Origin of the sequence: Kitasatospora aureofaciens, assembly GCF_019192735.1 — a bacterium.
GTDB lineage: Bacteria > Actinomycetota > Actinomycetes > Streptomycetales > Streptomycetaceae > Kitasatospora > Kitasatospora aureofaciens_A.
Map to the genome: position 1 here is coordinate 39,127 of NZ_JAHTKP010000017.1, position 19,789 is coordinate 58,915.

The 19,789-nt window shown below is 71.2% G+C and carries 19 protein-coding genes; 10 read left to right on the plus strand and 9 right to left on the minus strand.

From position 1 onward, the window contains the following. Window positions 1–70: 70 nt before the first annotated feature. Complete coding sequence (gene mce / locus KV557_RS19215; RefSeq protein WP_218201880.1) at window positions 71–514, minus strand: methylmalonyl-CoA epimerase; 444 nt, start codon at window positions 512–514, stop codon at window positions 71–73. Between the two features lie 255 nt (window positions 515–769). On the opposite strand from mce, the gene KV557_RS19220 reads away from it, so the two are divergent. After that, a complete protein-coding gene (locus tag KV557_RS19220; protein ID WP_218201882.1) occupies window positions 770–1,978 on the plus strand; it encodes an acetyl-CoA C-acetyltransferase in 1,209 nt (402 codons plus the stop codon). A 79-nt stretch (window positions 1,979–2,057) separates the two neighbouring features. Further along, on the plus strand, window positions 2,058–3,014 hold the full coding sequence (meaB, locus tag KV557_RS19225; protein ID WP_218201885.1) for a methylmalonyl Co-A mutase-associated GTPase MeaB: 957 nt from the start codon (window positions 2,058–2,060) through the stop codon (window positions 3,012–3,014). A 63-nt stretch (window positions 3,015–3,077) separates the two neighbouring features. Here the strand turns inward: meaB and KV557_RS19230 are convergent, their stop codons facing one another. From KV557_RS19230 to KV557_RS19250, 5 genes are all read right to left on the minus strand, one after another. Continuing rightward, the gene (locus KV557_RS19230) at window positions 3,078–3,593 is read right to left on the minus strand and encodes a MarR family winged helix-turn-helix transcriptional regulator (protein ID WP_374106646.1); all 516 of its coding nucleotides are present in this window, start codon (window positions 3,591–3,593) and stop codon (window positions 3,078–3,080) included. 39 nt (window positions 3,594–3,632) lie between these two features. Continuing rightward, on the minus strand, window positions 3,633–4,481 hold the full coding sequence (locus KV557_RS19235; RefSeq protein ID WP_218202026.1) for an AIM24 family protein: 849 nt from the start codon (window positions 4,479–4,481) through the stop codon (window positions 3,633–3,635). 104 nt (window positions 4,482–4,585) lie between these two features. Next, window positions 4,586–5,236 (minus strand): AIM24 family protein, encoded by a 651-nt coding sequence (locus KV557_RS19240; protein ID WP_218201888.1) that lies wholly within the window; start codon window positions 5,234–5,236, stop codon window positions 4,586–4,588. Then, window positions 5,236–5,874: an AIM24 family protein gene (locus KV557_RS19245; RefSeq protein ID WP_218201889.1), complete on the minus strand. Its 639-nt coding sequence runs from the start codon at window positions 5,872–5,874 to the stop codon at window positions 5,236–5,238. Before KV557_RS19245 ends, KV557_RS19240 begins: the two co-directional genes overlap by 1 nt. Window positions 5,875–5,973: 99 nt before the next feature. Beyond that, window positions 5,974–6,771: a DUF2127 domain-containing protein gene (locus KV557_RS19250; RefSeq protein WP_218201891.1), complete on the minus strand. Its 798-nt coding sequence runs from the start codon at window positions 6,769–6,771 to the stop codon at window positions 5,974–5,976. A 245-nt stretch (window positions 6,772–7,016) separates the two neighbouring features. On the opposite strand from KV557_RS19250, the gene KV557_RS19255 reads away from it, so the two are divergent. Beyond that, complete coding sequence (locus KV557_RS19255) at window positions 7,017–7,328, plus strand: DUF3817 domain-containing protein (protein WP_374106647.1); 312 nt, start codon at window positions 7,017–7,019, stop codon at window positions 7,326–7,328. Between the two features lie 196 nt (window positions 7,329–7,524). Here KV557_RS19255 and KV557_RS19260 read toward each other — a convergent pair whose 3' ends face one another. Then, a complete protein-coding gene (locus KV557_RS19260; RefSeq protein WP_218201893.1) occupies window positions 7,525–9,162 on the minus strand; it encodes a M4 family metallopeptidase in 1,638 nt (545 codons plus the stop codon). Window positions 9,163–9,659: 497 nt separating this feature from the next. Between KV557_RS19260 and KV557_RS19265 the strand changes: the two genes are divergently transcribed. From KV557_RS19265 to KV557_RS19275, 3 genes are all read left to right on the plus strand, one after another. After that, entirely contained in the window at window positions 9,660–10,247 is a 588-nt protein-coding gene (locus KV557_RS19265; protein ID WP_218201895.1) for a MarR family winged helix-turn-helix transcriptional regulator, read from the plus strand. Window positions 10,248–10,322: 75 nt separating this feature from the next. Beyond that, window positions 10,323–10,664, plus strand: coding sequence for a DUF3817 domain-containing protein (locus KV557_RS19270; RefSeq protein ID WP_218201897.1), 342 nt, complete (start codon window positions 10,323–10,325; stop codon window positions 10,662–10,664). A 182-nt stretch (window positions 10,665–10,846) separates the two neighbouring features. Beyond that, window positions 10,847–12,547, plus strand: a complete 1,701-nt coding sequence (locus KV557_RS19275) for an acyl-CoA mutase large subunit family protein (RefSeq protein WP_218201899.1) — start codon at window positions 10,847–10,849, stop codon at window positions 12,545–12,547. A 106-nt stretch (window positions 12,548–12,653) separates the two neighbouring features. On the opposite strand, the gene KV557_RS19280 is transcribed toward KV557_RS19275, so the two are convergent. Then, a complete protein-coding gene (locus KV557_RS19280) occupies window positions 12,654–13,346 on the minus strand; it encodes a TetR/AcrR family transcriptional regulator (RefSeq protein ID WP_308129971.1) in 693 nt (230 codons plus the stop codon). 392 nt (window positions 13,347–13,738) lie between these two features. On the opposite strand from KV557_RS19280, the gene KV557_RS19285 reads away from it, so the two are divergent. From KV557_RS19285 to KV557_RS19300, 4 genes are all read left to right on the plus strand, one after another. Further along, entirely contained in the window at window positions 13,739–14,731 is a 993-nt protein-coding gene (locus KV557_RS19285; protein WP_218201901.1) for a tetratricopeptide repeat protein, read from the plus strand. Between the two features lie 720 nt (window positions 14,732–15,451). Further along, on the plus strand, window positions 15,452–16,123 hold the full coding sequence (locus KV557_RS19290; protein WP_218201903.1) for a DUF6230 family protein: 672 nt from the start codon (window positions 15,452–15,454) through the stop codon (window positions 16,121–16,123). Between the two features lie 133 nt (window positions 16,124–16,256). Next, on the plus strand, window positions 16,257–16,850 hold the full coding sequence (locus tag KV557_RS19295; RefSeq protein ID WP_218201905.1) for a DUF6114 domain-containing protein: 594 nt from the start codon (window positions 16,257–16,259) through the stop codon (window positions 16,848–16,850). Further along, complete coding sequence (locus KV557_RS19300) at window positions 16,847–18,265, plus strand: hypothetical protein (RefSeq protein ID WP_218201907.1); 1,419 nt, start codon at window positions 16,847–16,849, stop codon at window positions 18,263–18,265. Before KV557_RS19295 ends, KV557_RS19300 begins: the two co-directional genes overlap by 4 nt. Before the next feature lie 70 nt (window positions 18,266–18,335). Here the strand turns inward: KV557_RS19300 and pyk are convergent, their stop codons facing one another. Beyond that, a complete protein-coding gene (gene pyk, locus KV557_RS19305) occupies window positions 18,336–19,763 on the minus strand; it encodes a pyruvate kinase (RefSeq protein ID WP_218201909.1) in 1,428 nt (475 codons plus the stop codon). Window positions 19,764–19,789 lie beyond the last annotated feature (26 nt).

Sequence of the window (19,789 nt, forward strand, 5' to 3'; positions counted from 1 at the left end):
CGAGGTTACTGACGGGTCATGAGCGGTATTGAGGGGTGCCACCCTCTGTGAGCGGCACCCGTCGGGGGCCTCAGTGGTCCTCGTGGCCGCCCGGTTCGGCGGAGGTGACCAGCTCGGTCAGCACGCCGCCGCAGTCCTTGGGGTGCAGGAAGGTGATCCGCGAGCCCATCGAGCCGATCCGCGGCTGCTCGTACAGGACCCGGATGCCCTTGGCCCGGATCGCCTCCGAATCGCCGTCCACGTCGGCGGTGCCGAAGGCGATGTGGTGGACGCCCTCGCCGTTCTTCTCCAGCCACTTCGCGACGGTCGAGTCGGGCCGGGTGGGCTCCAGCAGCTGGAGGTAGGAGGCGCCGCCGTCCCCGGTGTCGTTGATCTTGAGCATGGCCTCGCGGACGCCCTGCTCCTCGTTGACCTCGCTGTGGAACACCTCGAAGCCGTAGGTGGCGCGGTAGAACTCGACCGTCTTGTCGAGGTCTCGGCAGGCGATGCCGATGTGGTCGATACGGGTCAGCACGGCGACCTCCGGTGAGCGGGTTGGGGACGTCGGGGTAAACGTGGCACCAGTGCAGCGCATCGGGCTTGACGGGCGCCAGCGCCGGACGTGCGAGCCTGCTCACACGGCGGGCTTCACCCGGACCCCGTTGACACGGTGTTGACTGGATGGTGCCAGTGCGCTCGATCACACCGTAGGTCCGGTGACGGGCGGGTAACAGGTCAGTACATTGAGCGGCATCCTCACCTGGCCACGACGTGCGAAGGGGCCCGTCCCATGACCAACACCACCTCTGTGATCGTCGCGGGAGCGCGGACCCCGATGGGGCGCCTGCTCGGCTCCCTCAAGGGCTTCTCCGGCGCCGACCTCGGCGGCTTCGCGATCAAGGGCGCCCTGGAGCGGGCCGGGATCACGGGCGAGCAGGTCCAGTACGTGATCATGGGCCAGGTGCTCCAGGCCGGCGCCGGCCAGATCCCGGCCCGTCAGGCGGCCGTCAAGGCCGGCATCCCGATGAACGTCCCGGCGCTGACCATCAACAAGGTCTGCCTCTCCGGCCTGGACGCCATCGCGCTGGCCGACCAGCTGATCCGGGCCGGCGAGTTCGACATCGTCGTGGCCGGCGGCCAGGAGTCGATGACCAACGCCCCGCACCTGCTGCCGAAGTCCCGCGAGGGCTACAAGTACGGCGCGATCGAGCTGCTGGACGCCATGGCGCACGACGGCCTCACCGACGCCTACGAGAACATCCCGATGGGCGAGTCCACCGAGAAGCACAACACCCGCCTCGGCATCGCCCGCGACGTCCAGGACGAGATCGCCGCCGCCTCCCACCAGCGGGCCGCCAAGGCCCAGGCCGACGGCATCTTCGACGCCGAGATCGTCCCGGTGGCGATCCCGCAGCGCAAGGGCGAGCCGGTCCTGTTCGGCCAGGACGAGGGCATCCGCGCGGACACCACCGTCGAGAGCCTGGCCAAGCTGCGCCCCGCTTTCGCCAAGGCCGGCACGATCACCGCCGGCACCTCCTCGCAGATCTCCGACGGCGCCGCCGCGGTGGTCGTGATGAGCAAGGCCAAGGCCGAGGAGCTGGGCCTGACCTGGATCGCCGAGATCGGCGCCCACGGCAACGTGGCCGGCCCGGACAACTCGCTGCAGTCCCAGCCGTCCAACGCGATCAAGCACGCGCTGGCCAAGGAGGGCCTGGAGGTCTCCGACCTCGACCTGATCGAGATCAACGAGGCGTTCGCGGCCGTCGCCCACCAGTCGATGAAGGACCTGGGCGTCACCTCGGACATCGTCAACGTCAACGGCGGCGCGATCGCGCTCGGCCACCCGATCGGCATGTCCGGCGCCCGCGTGGTGCTGCACCTGGCGCTGGAGCTCCAGCGGCGCGGCGGCGGCGTCGGCGCGGCGGCCCTGTGCGGCGGCGGCGGCCAGGGCGACGCCCTGATCGTTCGGGTTTCCAAGGATCACAGCCCGAAGGCCTGATCATCTGACATACCTTCGGGGCTGCGGACCGCCACAAGCGGATCCGCAGCCCCGTCGGCATCCCCGCAAGGAGCACCCGATGATCGATGTCGCCACGCTGGTCGAACAGGCCCGGCAAGGCCGTCCGCGCGCCGTCGCCCGGCTGATCACGCTGGTCGAGAACGCGGCCCCGGAGCTGCGCGAGGTGATGGCCGCCCTCGCCCCGTACACCGGGCAGGCCTACACGGTGGGCCTCACCGGCTCGCCCGGGGTCGGCAAGTCCACCTCCACCTCGGCGCTGGTCTCCGCGTACCGCCGGCTGGGCAAGCGAGTCGGGGTGCTGGCCGTCGACCCGTCCTCGCCGTTCTCCGGCGGCGCCCTGCTCGGCGACCGGGTCCGGATGCAGGAGCACGCCACCGACCCCGAGGTGTTCATCCGCTCGATGGCCACCCGCGGCCACCTCGGCGGGCTCTCCTGGTCGGCGCCGCAGGCGCTGCGGGTGCTGGACGCGGCCGGCTGCGAGGTGATCCTGGTCGAGACCGTCGGCGTCGGCCAGTCCGAGGTGGAGATCGCCGCCCAGGCCGACACCACCGTGGTGCTGCTCGCCCCCGGGATGGGCGACGGCATCCAGGCCGCCAAGGCCGGGATCCTGGAGATCGGCGACCTGTTCGTGGTCAACAAGGCCGACCGGGACGGCGCCGACGCCACCGCCCGGGAGCTGAACCACATGCTCGGCCTCGGCGAGGCCCGCGAGCCGGGGGACTGGCGCCCGCCGATCGTCAAGACCGTCGCGGCCCGCGGCGAGGGCGTGGACGAGGTGGTCGAGGCGCTGGAGAAGCACCGCGCCTGGCTGGAGGAGCACGGCGAGCTGGCGGTGCGCCGCCGGCGCCGGGCCGCCGACGAGATCGAGGCGATCGCGCTGGCCGAGCTGCGCGCCCGGATCGGCGACCTGCACGGGGACCGGCACCTGGCCGGACTGGCCGAGCGGGTGGTGACGGGCGACCTGGACCCGTACGGCGCCGCCGACGCGCTGGTGGCGGGGCTGACCCAGGGCTGAGCACGACGGCTGAGCACGTAGGAAGGGCCGACCCGCGGGGGTCGGCCCTTCGGCTTTCGGTCGTTACGCGCGGCCGCGCAGGCCGCGCAGGTGCTCGGCGATCGGCGCCAGCGCCTCGAACATCGCGTCCAGCTGCTCCGGGGTGAAGCGGTCGATGAAGTGCGCCCGGACGCTGCGGACGTGGTCGGGGGCGACCCGCTGCATGGTCTCCCAGCCCTGCTCGGTGAGGTTGGCGTAGAGGCCGCGGCGGTCGCCCGGACACTCCTGGCGGAGCACCAGCCCGGCGTTCTCCATCCGGGTGATCTGGTGCGAGAGCCGGCTCTTGGACTGCAGGGTGGCGGTGGCGAGGTCGGTCATCCGCATCCGGCGCTCGGGCGCCTCGGAGAGCACGACCAGGATCTCGTAGTCGTTGATCGCCAGGTTGTGCGGCTGGAGCTCGCGGCCGAGCTGGTAGTCCAGCAGCTTGGCGACCTCCAGATGGGCGCGCCACATCCGCTGCTCCCTGGCGGTCAGCCAGGGAGTCTCCTCCTCGGCCGGCGACGGAAGGGTGTCCGCAGTGTCGGTGGTCTGCATATCCATGCGGTCAGCATACCCGATTTAGTTCAATCTTGTACGAGTTTACAGACCGAAACGCCGTCCGAGGTCGCCCAGGTTACCGAGTCCGGGTACCTGGGGGCTGCCCCCGCCCGGTCCGCCGCCGTGGCCCGCGCCCGGCTGGGGCGGCACGCCGCCCACCGGGACGCCCGCCTCGGCGTCCACCTGGCCCACCGGGCGCTCGGCCATCAGCACCTCGGTGGACTGCAGCAGCACCTGGCCGGCGCCGATGAACTCGAACTGGTGCTCCTCGCCGGACGCCCCGCCCAGCCCGGTCAGCCGGCGCAGGCCGCCGATCACCCCGTGCAGGTACTCGTGGTCGTAGTGGTGGCAGGGCGCCGGGCAGTCGGCCCAGCCGACCAGGGCCTGCGGGTCCACCCGGACCGGCGGCTCGACGAAGTGCACCGGGCCGTTGGAGGCGGCGACGAACTTCCCGGTGCCGAGCAGGGTCAGGAACCCCGGGATGATCGACTGCTTGAGCCGCAGCGCCGGGTCGAAGGCGAGCAGGTTGCCCGAGCGGACGGTCAGGTTGCCGTCGTCCAGGTCGTAGGAGTTGAGGTCGAAGGCGCGGTCGGCCAGCAGCAGCTTGCCGCGGCCCTGGGCGACCACCCAATCCGCCGCGTGCATGGGGGAGTTGAAGTGCTGCCCGAGCACCCGGTCGAGCACGCCGGCGCCGACGCCCTGGAAGGTGATGTCGCCGTAGTAGGCGATCATCTTGCCCTTCTGCAGGAAGTACGAGCCGTTCAGGTCGACCGAGAAGGCGTACGGGTTGACGTTGTCGTCGACCGGCAGGCTGTGGGCGTCGTACACCGCCGGGCCGGAGCTGTCGGGTGCGGCCGGGAGCGGCACGGTGAAGTCGAGTTGGGTGGGCATCGGCACGGCGAAGCCCGGCTGGGTCGGCTGGTCGTGCGGCGACTGCCCGTACGGGGCCTGCCCGTACGGCTGCTGGTCGTGCGGCGGCTGCGGCGGGTGGGACATCAGAGCTTCTCCTCGCTCGCCTGGACGTACACCGCGCCATGCCCGGACAGCTCCAGCTGGAACGCCTCGCCGGAGCCGCGGCCGATCATCTCGCGCCAACCCAGCGCGCTGGACAGCCTGTTCTGCACCTGGCCGCGGTGCGCGACGTAGGCCTGCGGGTCGACGTGCACCGGCTGCCCGGGGGCGATCGGCAGCTCGAAGACGCCGCCGTGCGCCATCACGGCGACCGCGCCGTGCCCGTCCAGCCGGGTGGTGAACAGCCCCTGGCCGGTGACCTGGCCACGGACGATGCCCATCACCCCGCCCTGCGAGCCCATGAACATGGTGGACTGCTGGAGCGAGCCCTCGAAGGCCAGCAGCCGGTCCGCCTCGACGTACAGGGTGTCCCCGGTCAGGTCGATCACGTGCACGTGGTGGCCGCCGTGGCCGAACAGCACGCTGCCCCGGCCCTCGACGGTCATCAGCGGGGTGTCCTCGTTCGCCACCCGGCGGCCGATCATCGACATCACGCCGCCCTGCCCGCCGGTGATGTTCGGCGTGAAGCGGACGTCCCCGGTGTACGCGAGCATCGCGCCGCGCTGGCTGAACAGCCGCTGCCCGGGCACCACCCGGGCCTCGACCATCTTGCCGTTGATCTTCGTGAAGCCCATCAGACGTCACCCCCGGGGGTGCGCTTCTCCGACGGCTGCACGTACACCAGGCCCTCACCGGTGAACTCCACCTGGACGGCCTCGCCGCCGCCCTCGCCGATCACCGTGGTCCAGCCGGCCCCGGACTTCAGGCTGCGGTGCAGGCTGCCGGTGTGCGCCACGTACGCGCCCGGGTCCACCCGCAGCGGCATGTCCTTGCCGACCCGCAGGACGATGGCGGGCCCGTTCGAGGTGACGGCGGCCCAGCCGTGGCCCTCGACCTTGGTGGTGAACAGGCCGTTGCCGGAGGAGACGCCGTTGAGCCCGGTGAAGGTGGTGCCGGTGCGCAGGCCGGCCTCGGTGCAGAGCAGGTTGTCGGCCTCGACGTACAGCGTCTCGCCGGTCAGCCGGACCAGGTTGATCTCGGTGGCCTTGTCGGCGAAGTAGCAGGTGCCCTGCCCCTTCACCTCCATCACCGCCATCTGCTCGCCGGTCAGGCGGCGGGTGACCATGCCGCGCAGGCCGTCGCCGCCGCCGGTCAGCTTCTTGAAGGCCATCTGGCCCGTGTACGCGACCATCGAGCCGTTTCTGGCCTTCACGGCGTCGCCCGCCAGTTCGACGGCGAGCACCCGGGACCCCTGGAGTCTGAACTGTGCCACGGCCGCAATGTATCCGGCGCGGCCGTGGCCGGGGGAGGGGCGCAGGCGGACTGGTACGGGCCTGGGACATAAGCGCCGGGCCCGAACCACCCGTTCGTGCTAGGCCTGCGCGTGCGCCTCCGAGGACGGGTGCGGCAGGGTGCCGGCGGCCTGCTCGACCTCCAGCAGCGAGGCCGAGTGGCGCTCCGCCTCGAAGGCCACCACACCGCCGCGCAGCCCGAACAGCCGCTTGGAGACCATGATCCAGACCACCGCGGCGATGTTGAGGAGCAGCGTGCAGATCTTCACCGCGCTCACGTGGTCGTGCAGCTCGTAGCCCTCCAGCGGGAGGAAGGCCGCGGTGGCGACGACGGTCAGGTACTCGGCCCAGCGCTTGCCCAGCCAGAGGCCGACCGCCTCGACGATCTCGATCAGCGCGTAGGCGACCAGCGCGCCCGCCACGATCAGCAGGGTGCTCTTCTTGTAGTTGAAGGTCTTGCGGATCGTGTCGACGATCGGGGAGTGTTCGAGGTCCCAGTGGAAGTGGTCGGTGACCGGCTTGAAGACCGTCAGGTCCTGGTCGAAGACCCGGTGTACGGCGTCCTGGCTGTTGGAGAACTTCCAGACGCCGAAGGCGACGATGAGGATCAGGATCCCGCGCAGGATCCGCTCGACGGCCAGGAAGCGCAGGATGAAGAGGTCGCGCAGCGCCTTGCCGCGGGGCACCAGCGGCGCGTTCGAGGCCGGCCCGGAGCCGTGCGGGGCGCCGAGCGCGAAGTCCCCGCAGCGCAGGCAGCGCCAGGCGTCGCCGACGGCGGTGGCGGTGTGCAGCCGGGCGGCCAGCTCGGGCTCGGTCGGCGCGTAGGTGATGTGGCCGCGCTTGGCGCAGGTCCTGCGGTCCCAGTCCCGTTTGAACATCGGTGGCTTACCCCCGTGGTGCGATGCGTACGGTGCCCGGTTCGCCGGGCATGCGGGCAGCAGGATAGGGGTAGCGGGTGACTCCGTGCGGCGCCGCGCCGGGTTCTGGGGCGCAGCTGTGACATCGGGCACCCCGGCAGCGGGTTCGGACATGTGCTCGGTGATAATGGCCGGGAGGCTTGTGAGCCGGTTCACAAGCGATCTCCGGCCCCCGGATCTCCGACCCCCGCATTGAGGTATCCATCGTGAACAGCAGCGCCGTCCACCGCCTGCGCCTGGTCTCCGGCCCCGAAGGGGTCTCGTTCATCCTGCTGCTGATCTGCTCCGTGCTGAAGCGGACCACCAGCTTCGACGCCGTCCCGGTGATGGGCATGGTCCACGGGATCCTGTTCATCCTGTACGTCGTCTTCTGGATCCAGGCCTGGCAGACGCAGAAGTGGGACGCCAAGCGCGGAATCCTGCTGTTCGTCCTCGCGGTGCTGCCGACCGGAGGCTTCTTCGCGGAGCGGATGCTCGGCAAGGAGGAGCGCGGCGAGCTGCGGCCGGCCACCGCCTGAACCGCCTGCCCCACCGACGGCCGACAGGCTGCCACGGCCTCCTCTCCCAAGGGCCGTGGCAGCCTGTCGCCGTTTCCGGGGATGGCTCCGTCAGAAGCATGACAATTCGTGGCGGGAAAGAACAGGGCGCCTGCGGGATTGGCCGGGAATGGGCCCTGCGGACGCCCTTGCGCCGTACGTGAGTTGAGGTCGAGCGTCAGTTGACGTTGACGCCGCTCCATGCGGCCGCCACCGCGTTGTACTCGGCGCTGCCCGAGCCGTACAGGTCCGCCGCCGCCTTCAGGGTGCCGGTGCGGGCGCCCGCGTAGTTGGTGGTGGACGTGAAGTAGACGGTCAGCGCGCGGTACCAGATCTTCGCGGCCTTGTCCCGGCCGATGCCGGTGAGCGTCGAGCTGTTGGACGTCGGGCTGTTGTAGCTGAAGCCGTTGATCGTCTTCGCGCCGCTGCCCTCGGACAGCAGGTAGAAGAAGTGGTTGGCGACGCCGGACGAGTGGTGGACGTCCAGGTTGCCGACGCTCGGCGACCAGGAGTCGGCCGAGGAGCCGTCCTTGCTGGGCTTGTCCATGTAGCGCAGCGGGGTGCCGTTGCCGTTGATGTTGAGCTGGATGCCGATCAGGTAGTTCGGCGGGGTCGAGGGCAGGTTGGCGTAGAACTCGACCATCTTGCCGAAGATGTCCGAGGTGGCCTCGTTGAGGCCGCCGGACTCGCCGGAGTAGTTGAGGCCGGCGGTGGCGGAGGTGACGCCGTGGGTCATCTCGTGGCCTGCCACGTCCAGCGCGGTGAGCGGGTGGGTGTTGCCGGAGCCGTCACCGTAGGTCATGCAGAAGCAGGTGTCGCTCCAGAAGGCGTTGACGTAGTTCGAGCCGTAGTGGACGCGGCTGGCCGCGCCGACGCCGTTGTTCTTGATGCCGTTGCGGCCGAAGGTGTTCTTGTAGTAGTCCCAGGTGGTCGCGGCGCCGAACTGGGCGTCCACGGCGGCGGATTCGGTGTTGGAGGCGCTGCCGTTGCCGAAGACGTCGGTCGCGTTGGCGTAGAGGGTGCCCGAGCCGGAGGTCCGGCCCTTCAGGTTGCTGGTGGACTGGCCGCCGCGGGTGGCGTCCTTCAGCTGGTACGAGGAGCCGCTCTGGGTGGTCGTCAGCGGCACCTTGCCGACGAAGACGCCGGTGCCGCTGCCGGAGGCGGTCTGCACCTGCTCGTGGGTGGACAGCACCTCGCCGGAGGCCGCGTCGGTGACCAGCAGCTGGCTGCTCGGGGTGCCGTCGGCGCGGACGCCCTCGACGGTGGTCCGGTACGCGAGCCGCGGGTTGCCGTCGGAGGCCCAGATCACCAGCTCGGGCTTGCCGGTCTGGTGGACGGCCGTCAGCGGGGACTCGTCCTCGTCGGCGGCGATGCCGACGGTGGACTGCACGGCGCCGCTCGCCTGCGCGGCGGCCTGGTCGGCGGGGATCTGCGGGGTGAGGCTCGGCACGTCGAGCTGAGCGGATATCGCCTTGTCGACCGACTTCACCGCGCCGCCGGCGCTCTGGTGGACCACCAGGTCGCCGCCGAGCACCGGCAGGCCGGCGAAGGTCCGCTCGAAGCGGAGGTGGCGGGTGCCGTCGGCGTCCACCACCGCGTCCTTGGCGACCAGTTGCTCCTGGCCGCCGAGGGCGAGCGCCTTGGCGAGCGGGCCGGACTGGCCGCTCGCCAGCGCGAGTGCCGCGGCCTGCTGCTGGGCGGCCTGCGCCTGGAGGATGGGCGTCGGGGTCGCCTGGGCGACGGTGCTCACCTGGACGACACCGGTGAGGAGGGCGGTGGCGGAGAGTACGGCGACGGCTGCGAGCTTTCGCTTCACGTACGAGTCCTTCCGGGAAACCGCGGTGCGCGGTCGCGCCTCGTCCCGGGGGCCGGGGTCGGCACCTGAGGGGCGGAACGGGCGCTGACGTGCTGGGCAACCCCGTGCGGTCGTGCGGCGGGTCACCGATGGGTGGGGGTGGTGGCCGCCGAACGGGGTTGGCGGAAAGCATGACAATCGAGCAAACGAAATGACAGGTCTTGTTCATGAGTTGGCCAAGTCCCGCCAGTGCGAGGGAATGTGAACGGGACGACAAAACGGTTGAAATCGCCCCGCCTTTCAGCGGGTTACCGGCCGAACCGAGGCCTGATAGTGGGGTGGACGACCGATTTGCCGTCAATCACCGTGCGGGGGTGGTCTGTTGTCGTGCATTCACACCGCCGCAATGTCCAGGTATGGACCTGGCCGCCCGATTGGCGGGTTCCCGCCACGCGTCGTGCTTGTCCATCATCAGGACAGCTGGTAGCACACGTCCCGTCCGCCGGTACGGTAAGGAGGTGGCCAAGCCCCTCGCACTCGACTTCGACCCGATCGCCCGCGCCGACGAGCTGTGGACCCGCCGCTGGGGCGGGGTCCCCTCGATGGCGGCGATCACCTCGATCATGCGCGCGCACCAGATCCTGCTTTCCCGGGTCGACGCGGTGCTCAAGCCGTACGGGCTGACCTTCGCCCGCTACGAGGCGCTGGTGCTGCTCACCTTCAGCCGGACCGGCGAGCTGTCGCTCTCCAAGATCGGTGAGCGGCTCATGGTCCACCCGACCAGCGTCACCAACACCGTCGACCGGCTGGAGCGGGCCGGCCTGGTCGCCCGCCGCCCCAACCCGCTGGACGGCCGCGGGGTGCTCGCCGCGATCACCGCCCGCGGGCGCGAGGCGGTCGAGGAGGCCACCCGGGAGCTCATGGCGATGGAGTTCGGGTTGGAGGAGTACGACGCCGACCAGTGCCGTCAGGTGTTCGAGCTGCTCAGGCCGCTGCGGATCGCCGCCGGGGATTTCACCGACGAGACGGCGCGCGGGACGGCCGGCGGGACGGCCGGGGAGCGCGGCGAGGGGCGCCGCCAGGGGGCTGCGCGGGAGCGGCCGTGAGGGCGGCTACCCTCGTGTGAGCGGTGCGCAGATCCGGACGTACCGGCCGATCCAGCCGAGCGAGGCGATGAAAGTATGAAGGCGACCCCCCTGCTGGGCTGGTACCGGGCCCTGGCCATTGCGACCGGTGTGGCGCTGCTGGTGTTCTGCGGCTTCATGGTCGCGAAGTACGGCTTCAGCACGGCCGAGGACCTGACCACGTACGTGGCGATGCTGCACGGCTACCTGTACATCGGGTACTTCGTGGTGACCTTCCTGCTGGGGCAGAAGCTGAAGTGGCCGCTCGGCCGGATGGTCCTGACCCTGGCGGCCGGCTGCATCCCGTTCGCCTCCTTCGTCTTCGAGCGCCGGGTGGCCCGCGAGGCCGCCGAGCAGCTCACGGCCGGCACCGCAGCCCGCCAGCCCGCCGGCGTCTGATCACCGAGCGCACACGAACAGTCCGTACGAGCGCCCCTTCCCCGGCCGGGGGGAGGGGCGCTCCGCGTTTGGGCCCCGTCATCCGTCGACAACTGCTAGGACGTCCGAGTAAATTAGTAGGACGTCCTAATAGCTGTGCCGCCCCGGTGCCGTGGCGGCCGTACGGAGCGGAGATCGGGGTCATGGACGCCGAGGAGATCGAGCGCGGACGGCAGCGCTGGCAGCAGCGTTACGACACCGCCCGCAAGCGCGACGCGGACTTCACCACCCTCTCCGGCGACGAGGTCGCGCCGGTGTACGGCCCGCCGGCCGGGCAGCCGTACGAGGGCTTCGAGCGGATCGGCTGGCCGGGCGAGTACCCGTTCACCCGCGGGCTGCACCCCACCGGCTACCGGGGCCGTACCTGGACCATCCGCCAGTTCGCCGGGTTCGGCAACGCGCAGCAGACCAACGAGCGCTACCGGATGATCCTGGCGGCGGGCGGCGGCGGCCTCTCGGTCGCCTTCGACATGCCCACCCTGATGGGCTACGACTCGGACGACCCCCGCTCGCTGGGCGAGGTCGGCCACTGCGGCGTGGCCATCGACTCGGCCGCCGACATGGAGGTCCTGTTCCAGGGCATCCCGCTCGGCGAGGTCACCACCTCGATGACGATCAGCGGCCCGGCCGTCCCGATCTTCTGCATGTACCTGGTCGCCGCCGAGCGCCAGGGCGTCGACCCGGCGGTGCTCAACGGCACCCTGCAGACGGACATCTTCAAGGAGTACATCGCCCAGAAGGAGTGGCTCTTCGCGCCCGAGCCGCACCTGCGCCTGATCGGCGACCTGATGGCGTACTGCGCGCAGGGCATCCCCGCGTACAAGCCGCTGTCCGTCTCCGGCTATCACATCCGCGAGGCGGGGGCGACGGCCGCGCAGGAGCTCGCGTACACGCTCGCCGACGGCTTCGCCTACGTCGAGCTGGGCCTGTCCCGCGGCCTGGACGTGGACGTCTTCGCGCCGGGCCTGTCCTTCTTCTTCGACGCACACCTGGACTTCTTCGAGGAGATCGCCAAGTTCCGTGCCGCGCGCCGGATCTGGGCCCGCTGGATGCGCGACCGCTTCGGCGCGAAGACCGACAAGGCGCAGTGGCTGCGCTTCCACACCCAGACCGCCGGCGTCTCGCTGACCGCGCAGCAGCCGTACAACAACGTGGTCCGTACCGCCGTGGAGGCGCTCTCCGCGGTCCTCGGCGGCACCAACTCGCTGCACACCAACGCCCTGGACGAGACGCTCGCGCTGCCCTCCGAGCAGGCCGCCGAGATCGCCCTGCGCACCCAGCAGGTGCTGATGGAGGAGACCGGCGTCGCCAACGTGGCCGACCCGCTGGGCGGTTCGTGGTACGTCGAGGCGCTGACCGACCGGATCGAGCAGCAGGCCGAGGCGATCTTCCAGCAGATCTTGAACAAGAGCCGTCTGGACAAGGGCCGCGAGGACCACGAGATCGGCCCGATCACCTCGGGCATCCTGCGCGGGATCGAGGACGGCTGGTTCACCGGCGAGATCGCCGAGGCGGCCTTCCAGTACCAGCAGGCGGTGGAGAAGGGCGAGAAGCGCGTGGTCGGCGTCAACTGCCACCCGCGCAGCGTCACCCCCGAGCTGGAGATCCTGCGGGTCAGCCACGAGGTCGAGCGCGAGCAGGTGCGCGTCCTGGGCGACCGCAAGGCGGCCCGGGACGAGGCGGCGGTGCGGGCCGGGCTGGACGCCATGCTGGCGGCGGCGCGCTCGGGTACGTCGATGATCCCGCCGATGCTGGACGCGGTGCGCGCCGAGGCGACGCTGGGCGAGATCTGCAACGCGCTGCGCCAGGAGTGGGGCACGTACCGCGAGACGGCGACCTTCTAGCGCCCAGCCCATACGAGAGCTGTCCCCTACCCGCCCCGAGGCGAGTGGGCGAGTAACTGAAGCCGCCCCGCACGATTCGTGCGGGGCGGCTTCGGCGTGCCGTCGGTCAGTCGGTGGCGAGACTGGGGAACGGTTCGAGCAGCAGGCCGGTGAAGCGGCGGGTCCACTCGGGGGTGATCGGCTCGCCGCTGACCAGGACGCGGTGCTCGACCGTCCCGGCGATGGTGTCGAAGATGATGTCGATCTCCTCGACGGCCGCCACCGGGTCGGTGTCCGGGGCGAGTTCGCCGCGCGCCTGGGCCGCCGACCGGCCCTGCCGGACCAGCCGCTTCTGCGGGTCGACGATGGCCTCCCGGATCCGTCGGTGCAGCTGCCGGTCGCGGGTGCCCTCGGCGAACAGGGCGAGCAGCGCGGCCTGGCTCTCCGGCCGGGCCAACAGGTCGGCGAACTGGGCCACGACGGCCTCGATGTCGGCGCGCAGGCTGCCGAGGTCGGGCATCACGAGCTCGTCGAAGAGGCTGGCGACGGCGTCCACCACGAGCTCGTTCTTGGACGGCCAGCGGCGGTAGAGGGTGGTCTTGGCGACCTTGGCCCGGGTTGCGACGTGGCCCATGGTGAGCCCGCCCCAGCCGAGTTCGGCGAGCGCCTCGCGGGTGGCGTCGAGGATCGCGCGGTCGGCGGCGGCGCTGCGCGGGCGCCCCTTGGCCCTGGGAGCGGTGCTGTCCGCCGGGGCGGCGCCGTCCGCGGCCGCGGCGGTTTCGGCGGTCTCCGGGGTCATGGGGGGCTGGGCGGCCGGCACCGGGCCTCCTTGCACGTTTTACTGGTAAGTAACTTGGGTGGGGCTGGTAACGGTAGCGAGTGTCCGGCGCTTCGGACAGCCGTGCCACCTGGGAAAGTGGGGCAGGTCACGTCCCGGAACGGCCGGTGGGGCTTGCGGCCGGGGCACCGGCTCCAGTTACGCTACGACTCGTAGCGAAAGCAGTGACAACCAGGCGCCGCAACCCGTGGGACGGGAGCGGCGCGGGCGCGGGTGGGGATCCGCGCCGAACGGTTCAGGGGCTACCGGGAAACTCTGGAAGAGGGCGGCAGGGAGAGGGCGCACCGCCCGGAAACCGGCGCCGCGCAGCCCGCGCGGGGCGACTTTCCGGAGGTTGGTGCCCGCAGGCGGCGCGGACGGGGGAGGATGGTGCCATGCAGCCACGGAATTCGCGTCAGAACAGCTCCGCCCTGCGTGGTGCGGTCGACCTCGCCGCCGTGAAGGCGGCCGGTGAGGCAGCCCAGAAGGCCGAGCAGGCGCGGGCCGAGCGGGCCCGCCAGGCCGCCGCCGCCGAGGCGGCCGGTATCGCCCCCGCCGAGCCCGCCTACCGGCTCGTCATCGATGTCACCGAGGACACCTTCGAGGCCGAGGTCGTCCAGCGCTCCACCGAGGTGCCGGTCGTCATCGACTTCTGGGCCGAGTGGTGCGGCCCCTGCAAGCAGCTCAGCCCGATCCTGGAGAGCCTGGCCGAGGAGTACGCCGGCCAGTTCGTGCTCGCCAAGATCGACGTCGACGCCAACCCGCTGCTGTCCCAGCAGTTCGGCATCCAGGGCATCCCGGCCGTGATGGCCGTCGTGGCCGGCCAGCTGGTGCCGCTGTTCCAGGGCGCCGAGAGCGCGGCCAACGTCCGCAAGGTGCTGGACCAGCTGATCCTGGTCGCCGAGCAGCGCTTCGGCATCGCCGGCGGCGCGGCGGCCCCCGGTGGCGAGCCGGGCGGCGCCCCGCAGGGCTTCGAGGACCCGGCGCTGGCCGCCGCGCACGACGCACTGGACCGCGGCGACCTGGGCGGCGCGGTCCAGGCCTACAAGAACGTGCTGGCCGACCAGCCGGGCAACACCGAGGCGAAGCTGGGCCTGGCCCAGGCCGAACTGCTGAGCCGGATCGAGGGGCTGGACCTGCAGACCGTCCGGGCGGCGGCCGCGGCCGACCCGAAGAACGTCGAGGTGCAGCTCCAGGCGGCCGACCTGGACCTGGTGGGCGGCCACGTCGAGGACGCCTTCGGGCGCCTGGTGGACACCGTCGGCCGGACCGCGGGCGAGGACCGGGACGCCGCCCGGCTGCGCCTGCTGGAGCTGTTCGAGGTGATCGGGGCGGAGGACCCGCGCGTGGTGGTGGCCCGGGCGGCGCTGGCGCGCGTGCTGTTCTGAGTCGGACAGGTCCGGTGATCCGTCCGACCTGACCGTGCGTCTGGCACGGCGGATGACCTGCGGTGTCGTGGGTGATTTGGCGACAATCCGGTCAACCGGACAGACGTTTACCAAATCTTGATTTCACCCGTGGGTGGTCACGCCTGGTGACCGCCCACGGGTGTTTCGCTGGTGTTTCCGGGGGATTTCGCCGTCACGATTCCTGCGCGACGTCACGCACGGTGCATATCGGGTCGATTCCATGATCGACGTCACCGGGTGTTGGATTACCCGTCAGTAAGGAACCTCTTGTGCTTCGCCCGGGATTCAAGCACGATCGGCCACGCCCGGTCCCAGACTCCAACCCCCGGCAGCCGGTCGGCGACGTGGAGCGCGGGATCCCCACCGGGTGATCCGTCGGCCCCGGCCGGCGGTAGGGAGGGCAGGGGGGTATCCGCGGTCCCACGGCGGTTCCTGTCCTTCGACACGGTCGCGCACCCCTGCGCGGTCGCTGGTTGTCGCTCGGGGGTGATCGCCGATGTCGTCGGTCCTGCCCGCCGCCCCACAAGGACGGCCGGTCCAGGGTCGGGAGTGCCGCAGTACGCAGGCCGCTCCCGCGTCCGACGACGCCCAAGGCGCTCTCCGCTACCGAGGACGTAGCTCTCTCCCATCCCAGGCCCCCACCGGCGCGGGAGTCGCCGCCGGGAGGCCGGAGATGTACGTCCCAGAAGGAGGACTCGCATGTCCAAGACCTACGGCAAGACCCGCTGGAAGCGCTTCGCCCTGGTGATGGTGCCGAGCATCGCGGCCACCGCCGCCGTCGGCTTCTCCATTGCCAACAGCGCGCTCGCCGCCTCGTTCAGCATCTCCGGCCAGCAGTTCAAGGTGAGCACCGACCACCTGTCGGGCAAGAACTTCGCCCAGTTCGGCACCGTCGACATCGAGGCCAACGGCACGCCGCACCCGGTCGCCGTCTCGGCCTTCGACTCGGCCGACATCACCAACCTGTGCCAGTCCGTGGTGACCGACCTGTCCGCGTTCGGCCTGGGCAAGATCACCCTCCAACTGCACGCTGGTGGTGCAGGCAGCAAGCCGGTGCACGCCGACAACCTGCTCATCGACCTGGAGCAGCTGAAGGCCGACGCGACCTTCACCAACATCAACATCGGCCAGGACGCGTCCACCCTCAAGGGCACCGCGACCCAGGGCTGGAAGACCCACCCCGGGGTCCAGAAGGCGGGCGGCGGTGCGGGTCTGCCGACCGGCGCCATGGGCTTCGCCCAGGCCGCCGACGGGGCCGACCTGAGCGGCGTCCAGCAGACCGCGCGCGCCACCTCGGCCGGCAACTTCGTGCTCAACGGCCTGAACCTCTCGCTCAAGCACGGCGACGGCCCGGGCAACGAGTGCTTCTGAGCCCCGCCTGACGGCGCGCCGGTTGGCACGCCCGAGTGACGGGTCCTTCGCAGGCCGGGGGCGGCGCGCTTTTCGCCGTTCCCGGCCTCACGCCAATGTTCTTCCCCTCGTAGAGACATCGAGGAGCTGCACCATGTCCAGCGCAACGGTCGAAACCCGGACCGGCCACCAGAATCCGATCGGGTGGCTCTGGCGGCACTTCCGCGTGTTCCGCCGCACCAGGCCCTTCTGGGGCGGCCTGCTGGCCATGATCGCCGGCGTCCCGATCCTGTACTTCCCGTACGCGCACCTCGCGCTCGGGAGCGTGACCATCGCGATGTCGACGACGGCGGGCGCCGGCTCGATGATCATCGGCATTCTGATGATCATCCTCGGGCTCACCGGGTGGTTCCAGCCGGCCGTGCGGTTCTTTGCGGGCATAGCGACCATCCTGCTGACGCTGGTCTCGATCCCGGTCTCCAACCTGGCCGGGTTCGGGATGGCGCTGCTGCCGGGCCTGATCGGTGGCGGGCTGCTGGTCTCGTGGGCGCCGCTGCCGGAGCCGGAGGTTGCGGTGGCCAAGAGCACCGTTGCCGCTGCGGCCGAGCCCGCCGTCGCCGAGACCGCCGCCACCGAGGCACCCACCGCCAAGCTGCCCGCGCAGGGCGAGCCGAAGGAGCAGGCGCCGGCCGCCGAGGCTGCCATCCCGCAGCAGGCCGCTGCCGCAGACCCCGAGGAGGCGCGGTGAGCACGTCGGACGAGCAACCACAGCGCTCCGGCCGCCACGCGGCGCCGCGCACGCCCGTCCGGGTCCGGCTGAGAGGCCGCGCGCTGGCGATGGCCGCCGTGCCGACCGCGCTGCTGATGGCCGCCGCCTACACGCCGAACCCGGCGCTGGCCGACTCCACGGCGGGCAAGCCGTGCGGCACCGCCCCGGCGGCCGTCCCGGACGTCGCGTCGGTGGTGGAGACGCCGGTGCCCAAGAGCGAGCTGCCGGTGCCGCCGCCCGGGCCGTCCGCGACGCCCACCACGGGTCCGACCACGGCCCCCACGAGCGTGCCGACGCAGGCGCCGACCATCGCGCCCGCCCCGCAGCCGTCCGCGCCGACCAAGACGCCGACCGCCGCCCCGACGGCCACCGTCACCACCCAGCCGCCCGCCGTCCGCTCCTCCGTGACCGGCACGGGCGCGGGGAGCGCGGTCTACCAGGGCAACGCGAGCGGGACCCCGAACGGGACCGCCAAGGCGTCGCAGGCCGGGCTGATCGACGACATCCTCGGCGGCATCAACAACCTGCTGAACCCCGGCAGTTCGCCCTCTGCGACGCCGTCCGCGACGTCGAGTGCCACCCCCGCCCCGGCGCCCGCCGCCCCCGCCCCGCGGGCGGGCACCCCGGCCCAGCCCGCGCAGCCGCAGGCCCCGGCCGCCGGTCAGCCCCAGGCGCAGCCCTCCGCGCGGCCGTCCGCGCAGCCGAACAGCGGCGACACCGTGACCCAGGCCCCGAAGCCGTCCGCGACGGGCAAGGCGACCCCGAAGCCGACGCCCTCCGCGAGCGCCTCCACCTCCGGGACGGCCACGCCGTCTGCCTCCGCGTCCCCGACCGCCTCACCGACCGCCAACCCGAACTGCGCGGTGGACACCCGCAACCTGACCGCCGCCGCGGCCGGCGAGCACGTCGTCCCGGAGCAGAACTGGACGCTGCTGACCAGCCGCCTCGGCCTGCACGGCTCGGAGTTCTACGGCGTCTACGACGTGAAGACCCCGACCGGCACCAAGCGGGTCCTGAAGTTCGTGGTGGCGAGCGTCGACATCGAGAACCTCGACATGTCGACTCTGGAGGGCAACGGCGTGACCTTCCACGTCCAGGGCGCCCCCGGCTCGACCTCGACCATGCGCAACGGCCCGGTCACCATGTACGTGGAGCGCCTGTCCGGCCACCTGTCCAAGGTGCTCGGCCTGCCGATCCCGATCGACCTGGGCGAGATCACCCTCACCCCGGACACCCTGCCGCGCTGGCTGTACGACCTGATCGGCTCCGTCCCGATCCCGCTGGACCTGGAGCTGACCGGCGTCACCGCCAAGCAGGCCGGCCAGTTCGGCGGCACGCTGACGATCCCCGGCATGCACCTCTTCAACGACAACGCGCCCTACAGCAACAAGTAGGCGCCGGAACGCCCGTGGGGCGGCCCCTCTGCAAAGGAGGAGCCGCCCCACGGGCGTTGGGCGCGTGGTACTACTCGCTGCGGGTGCCCAGGTGGTGCACCTGGACCATGTTGGTGTTGCCGGGGATGCCGGGCGGGGAGCCGGCGGTGACGATGACGGTGTCGCCCTCGCTCAGCCGGCCCATGCGCAGCAGCTCGCGGTCGACCTGCGCGACCATCTCGTCGGTGGTGTCGACCTGCTCGGTGACGTGCGCCTCGACGCCCCAGCTCAGCGAGAGCTGGCTGCGGGTGGCGGCGTCCGGGGTGAACGCGATCACGGGGATCGGCGAACGGTAGCGGGACAGGCGGCGGGCGGTGTCACCGGACTTGGTGAACGCGACCAGCGCCTTGCCGTTCAGGAAGTCGCCCAGCTCGCACGCGGCGCGGGCGATCGAGCCGCCCTGGGTGCGCGGCTTGCGGCCCGGGTTGAGCGGCTGGAGGCCCTGGGAGAGCAGTTCCTCCTCGGCCTTCTCGCAGATCCGGCTCATGGTGCGGACGGTCTCGACCGGGTACTTGCCGACGCTGGACTCGGCCGACAGCATGACCGCGTCGGTGCCGTCCAGGATGGCGTTGGCGACGTCGGAGACCTCGGCGCGGGTCGGGCGCGAGGCGTGGATCATCGACTCCATCATCTGGGTGGCGACGATGACCGGCTTGGCGTTGCGGCGGGCCAGTGTGATGAGCTGCTTCTGGACCAGCGGCACCCGCTCCAGCGGGTACTCGACGGCCAGGTCGCCGCGGGCGACCATGATGGCGTCGAAGGCGAGGACGATCTCCTCCATGGCCTCGACGGCCTGCGGCTTCTCGATCTTGGCGATGACCGGCATGCGGATGCCGACCTCGTCCATGACCGCGTGGACGTCCTTGATGTCGTCCGCGTTGCGGACGAAGGACAGGGCGATCATGTCGACGCCCAGGCGGAGCGCGAAGCGCAGGTCCTCCTTGTCCTTCTCGGACAGGGCGGGCACGTTCACGGCCGCGCCGGGCAGGTTGATGCCCTTGTTGTTCGAGAGCACGCCGCCCTCGACCACCACGGTCTTCACCCGCGGGCCGTCGACGCTGACGACCTCCAGGGCGATGACGCCGTCGTTGATCAGGATCGGGTCGCCGGGCTTCACGTCGCCGGGCAGGCCCTTGTAGGTGGTGCCGCAGATGTGCTGGTCACCGGGGACGTCCTCGGTGGTGATGGTGAACTCGTCGCCGTTGTCGACGGTCACCGGGCCGTTGGCGAAGGTCGCCAGACGGATCTTGGGACCCTGGAGGTCGGCCAGGACGCCGATGGCCTTGCCGGTGTCCTCCGAGACCTGGCGGACCTTTCGGTACCGCTCCTCGTGGTCCGCGTGGGTGCCGTGGCTCATGTTCAGTCGGGCGACGTTCATGCCCGCCTCGACGATGGCCTTCAGCTGTTCGTAGGAGTCCGTGGCCGGACCCAGGGTGCAGACAATTTTCGCTCGGCGCATATGGATCAGTCTATCCGTTCGTGTTA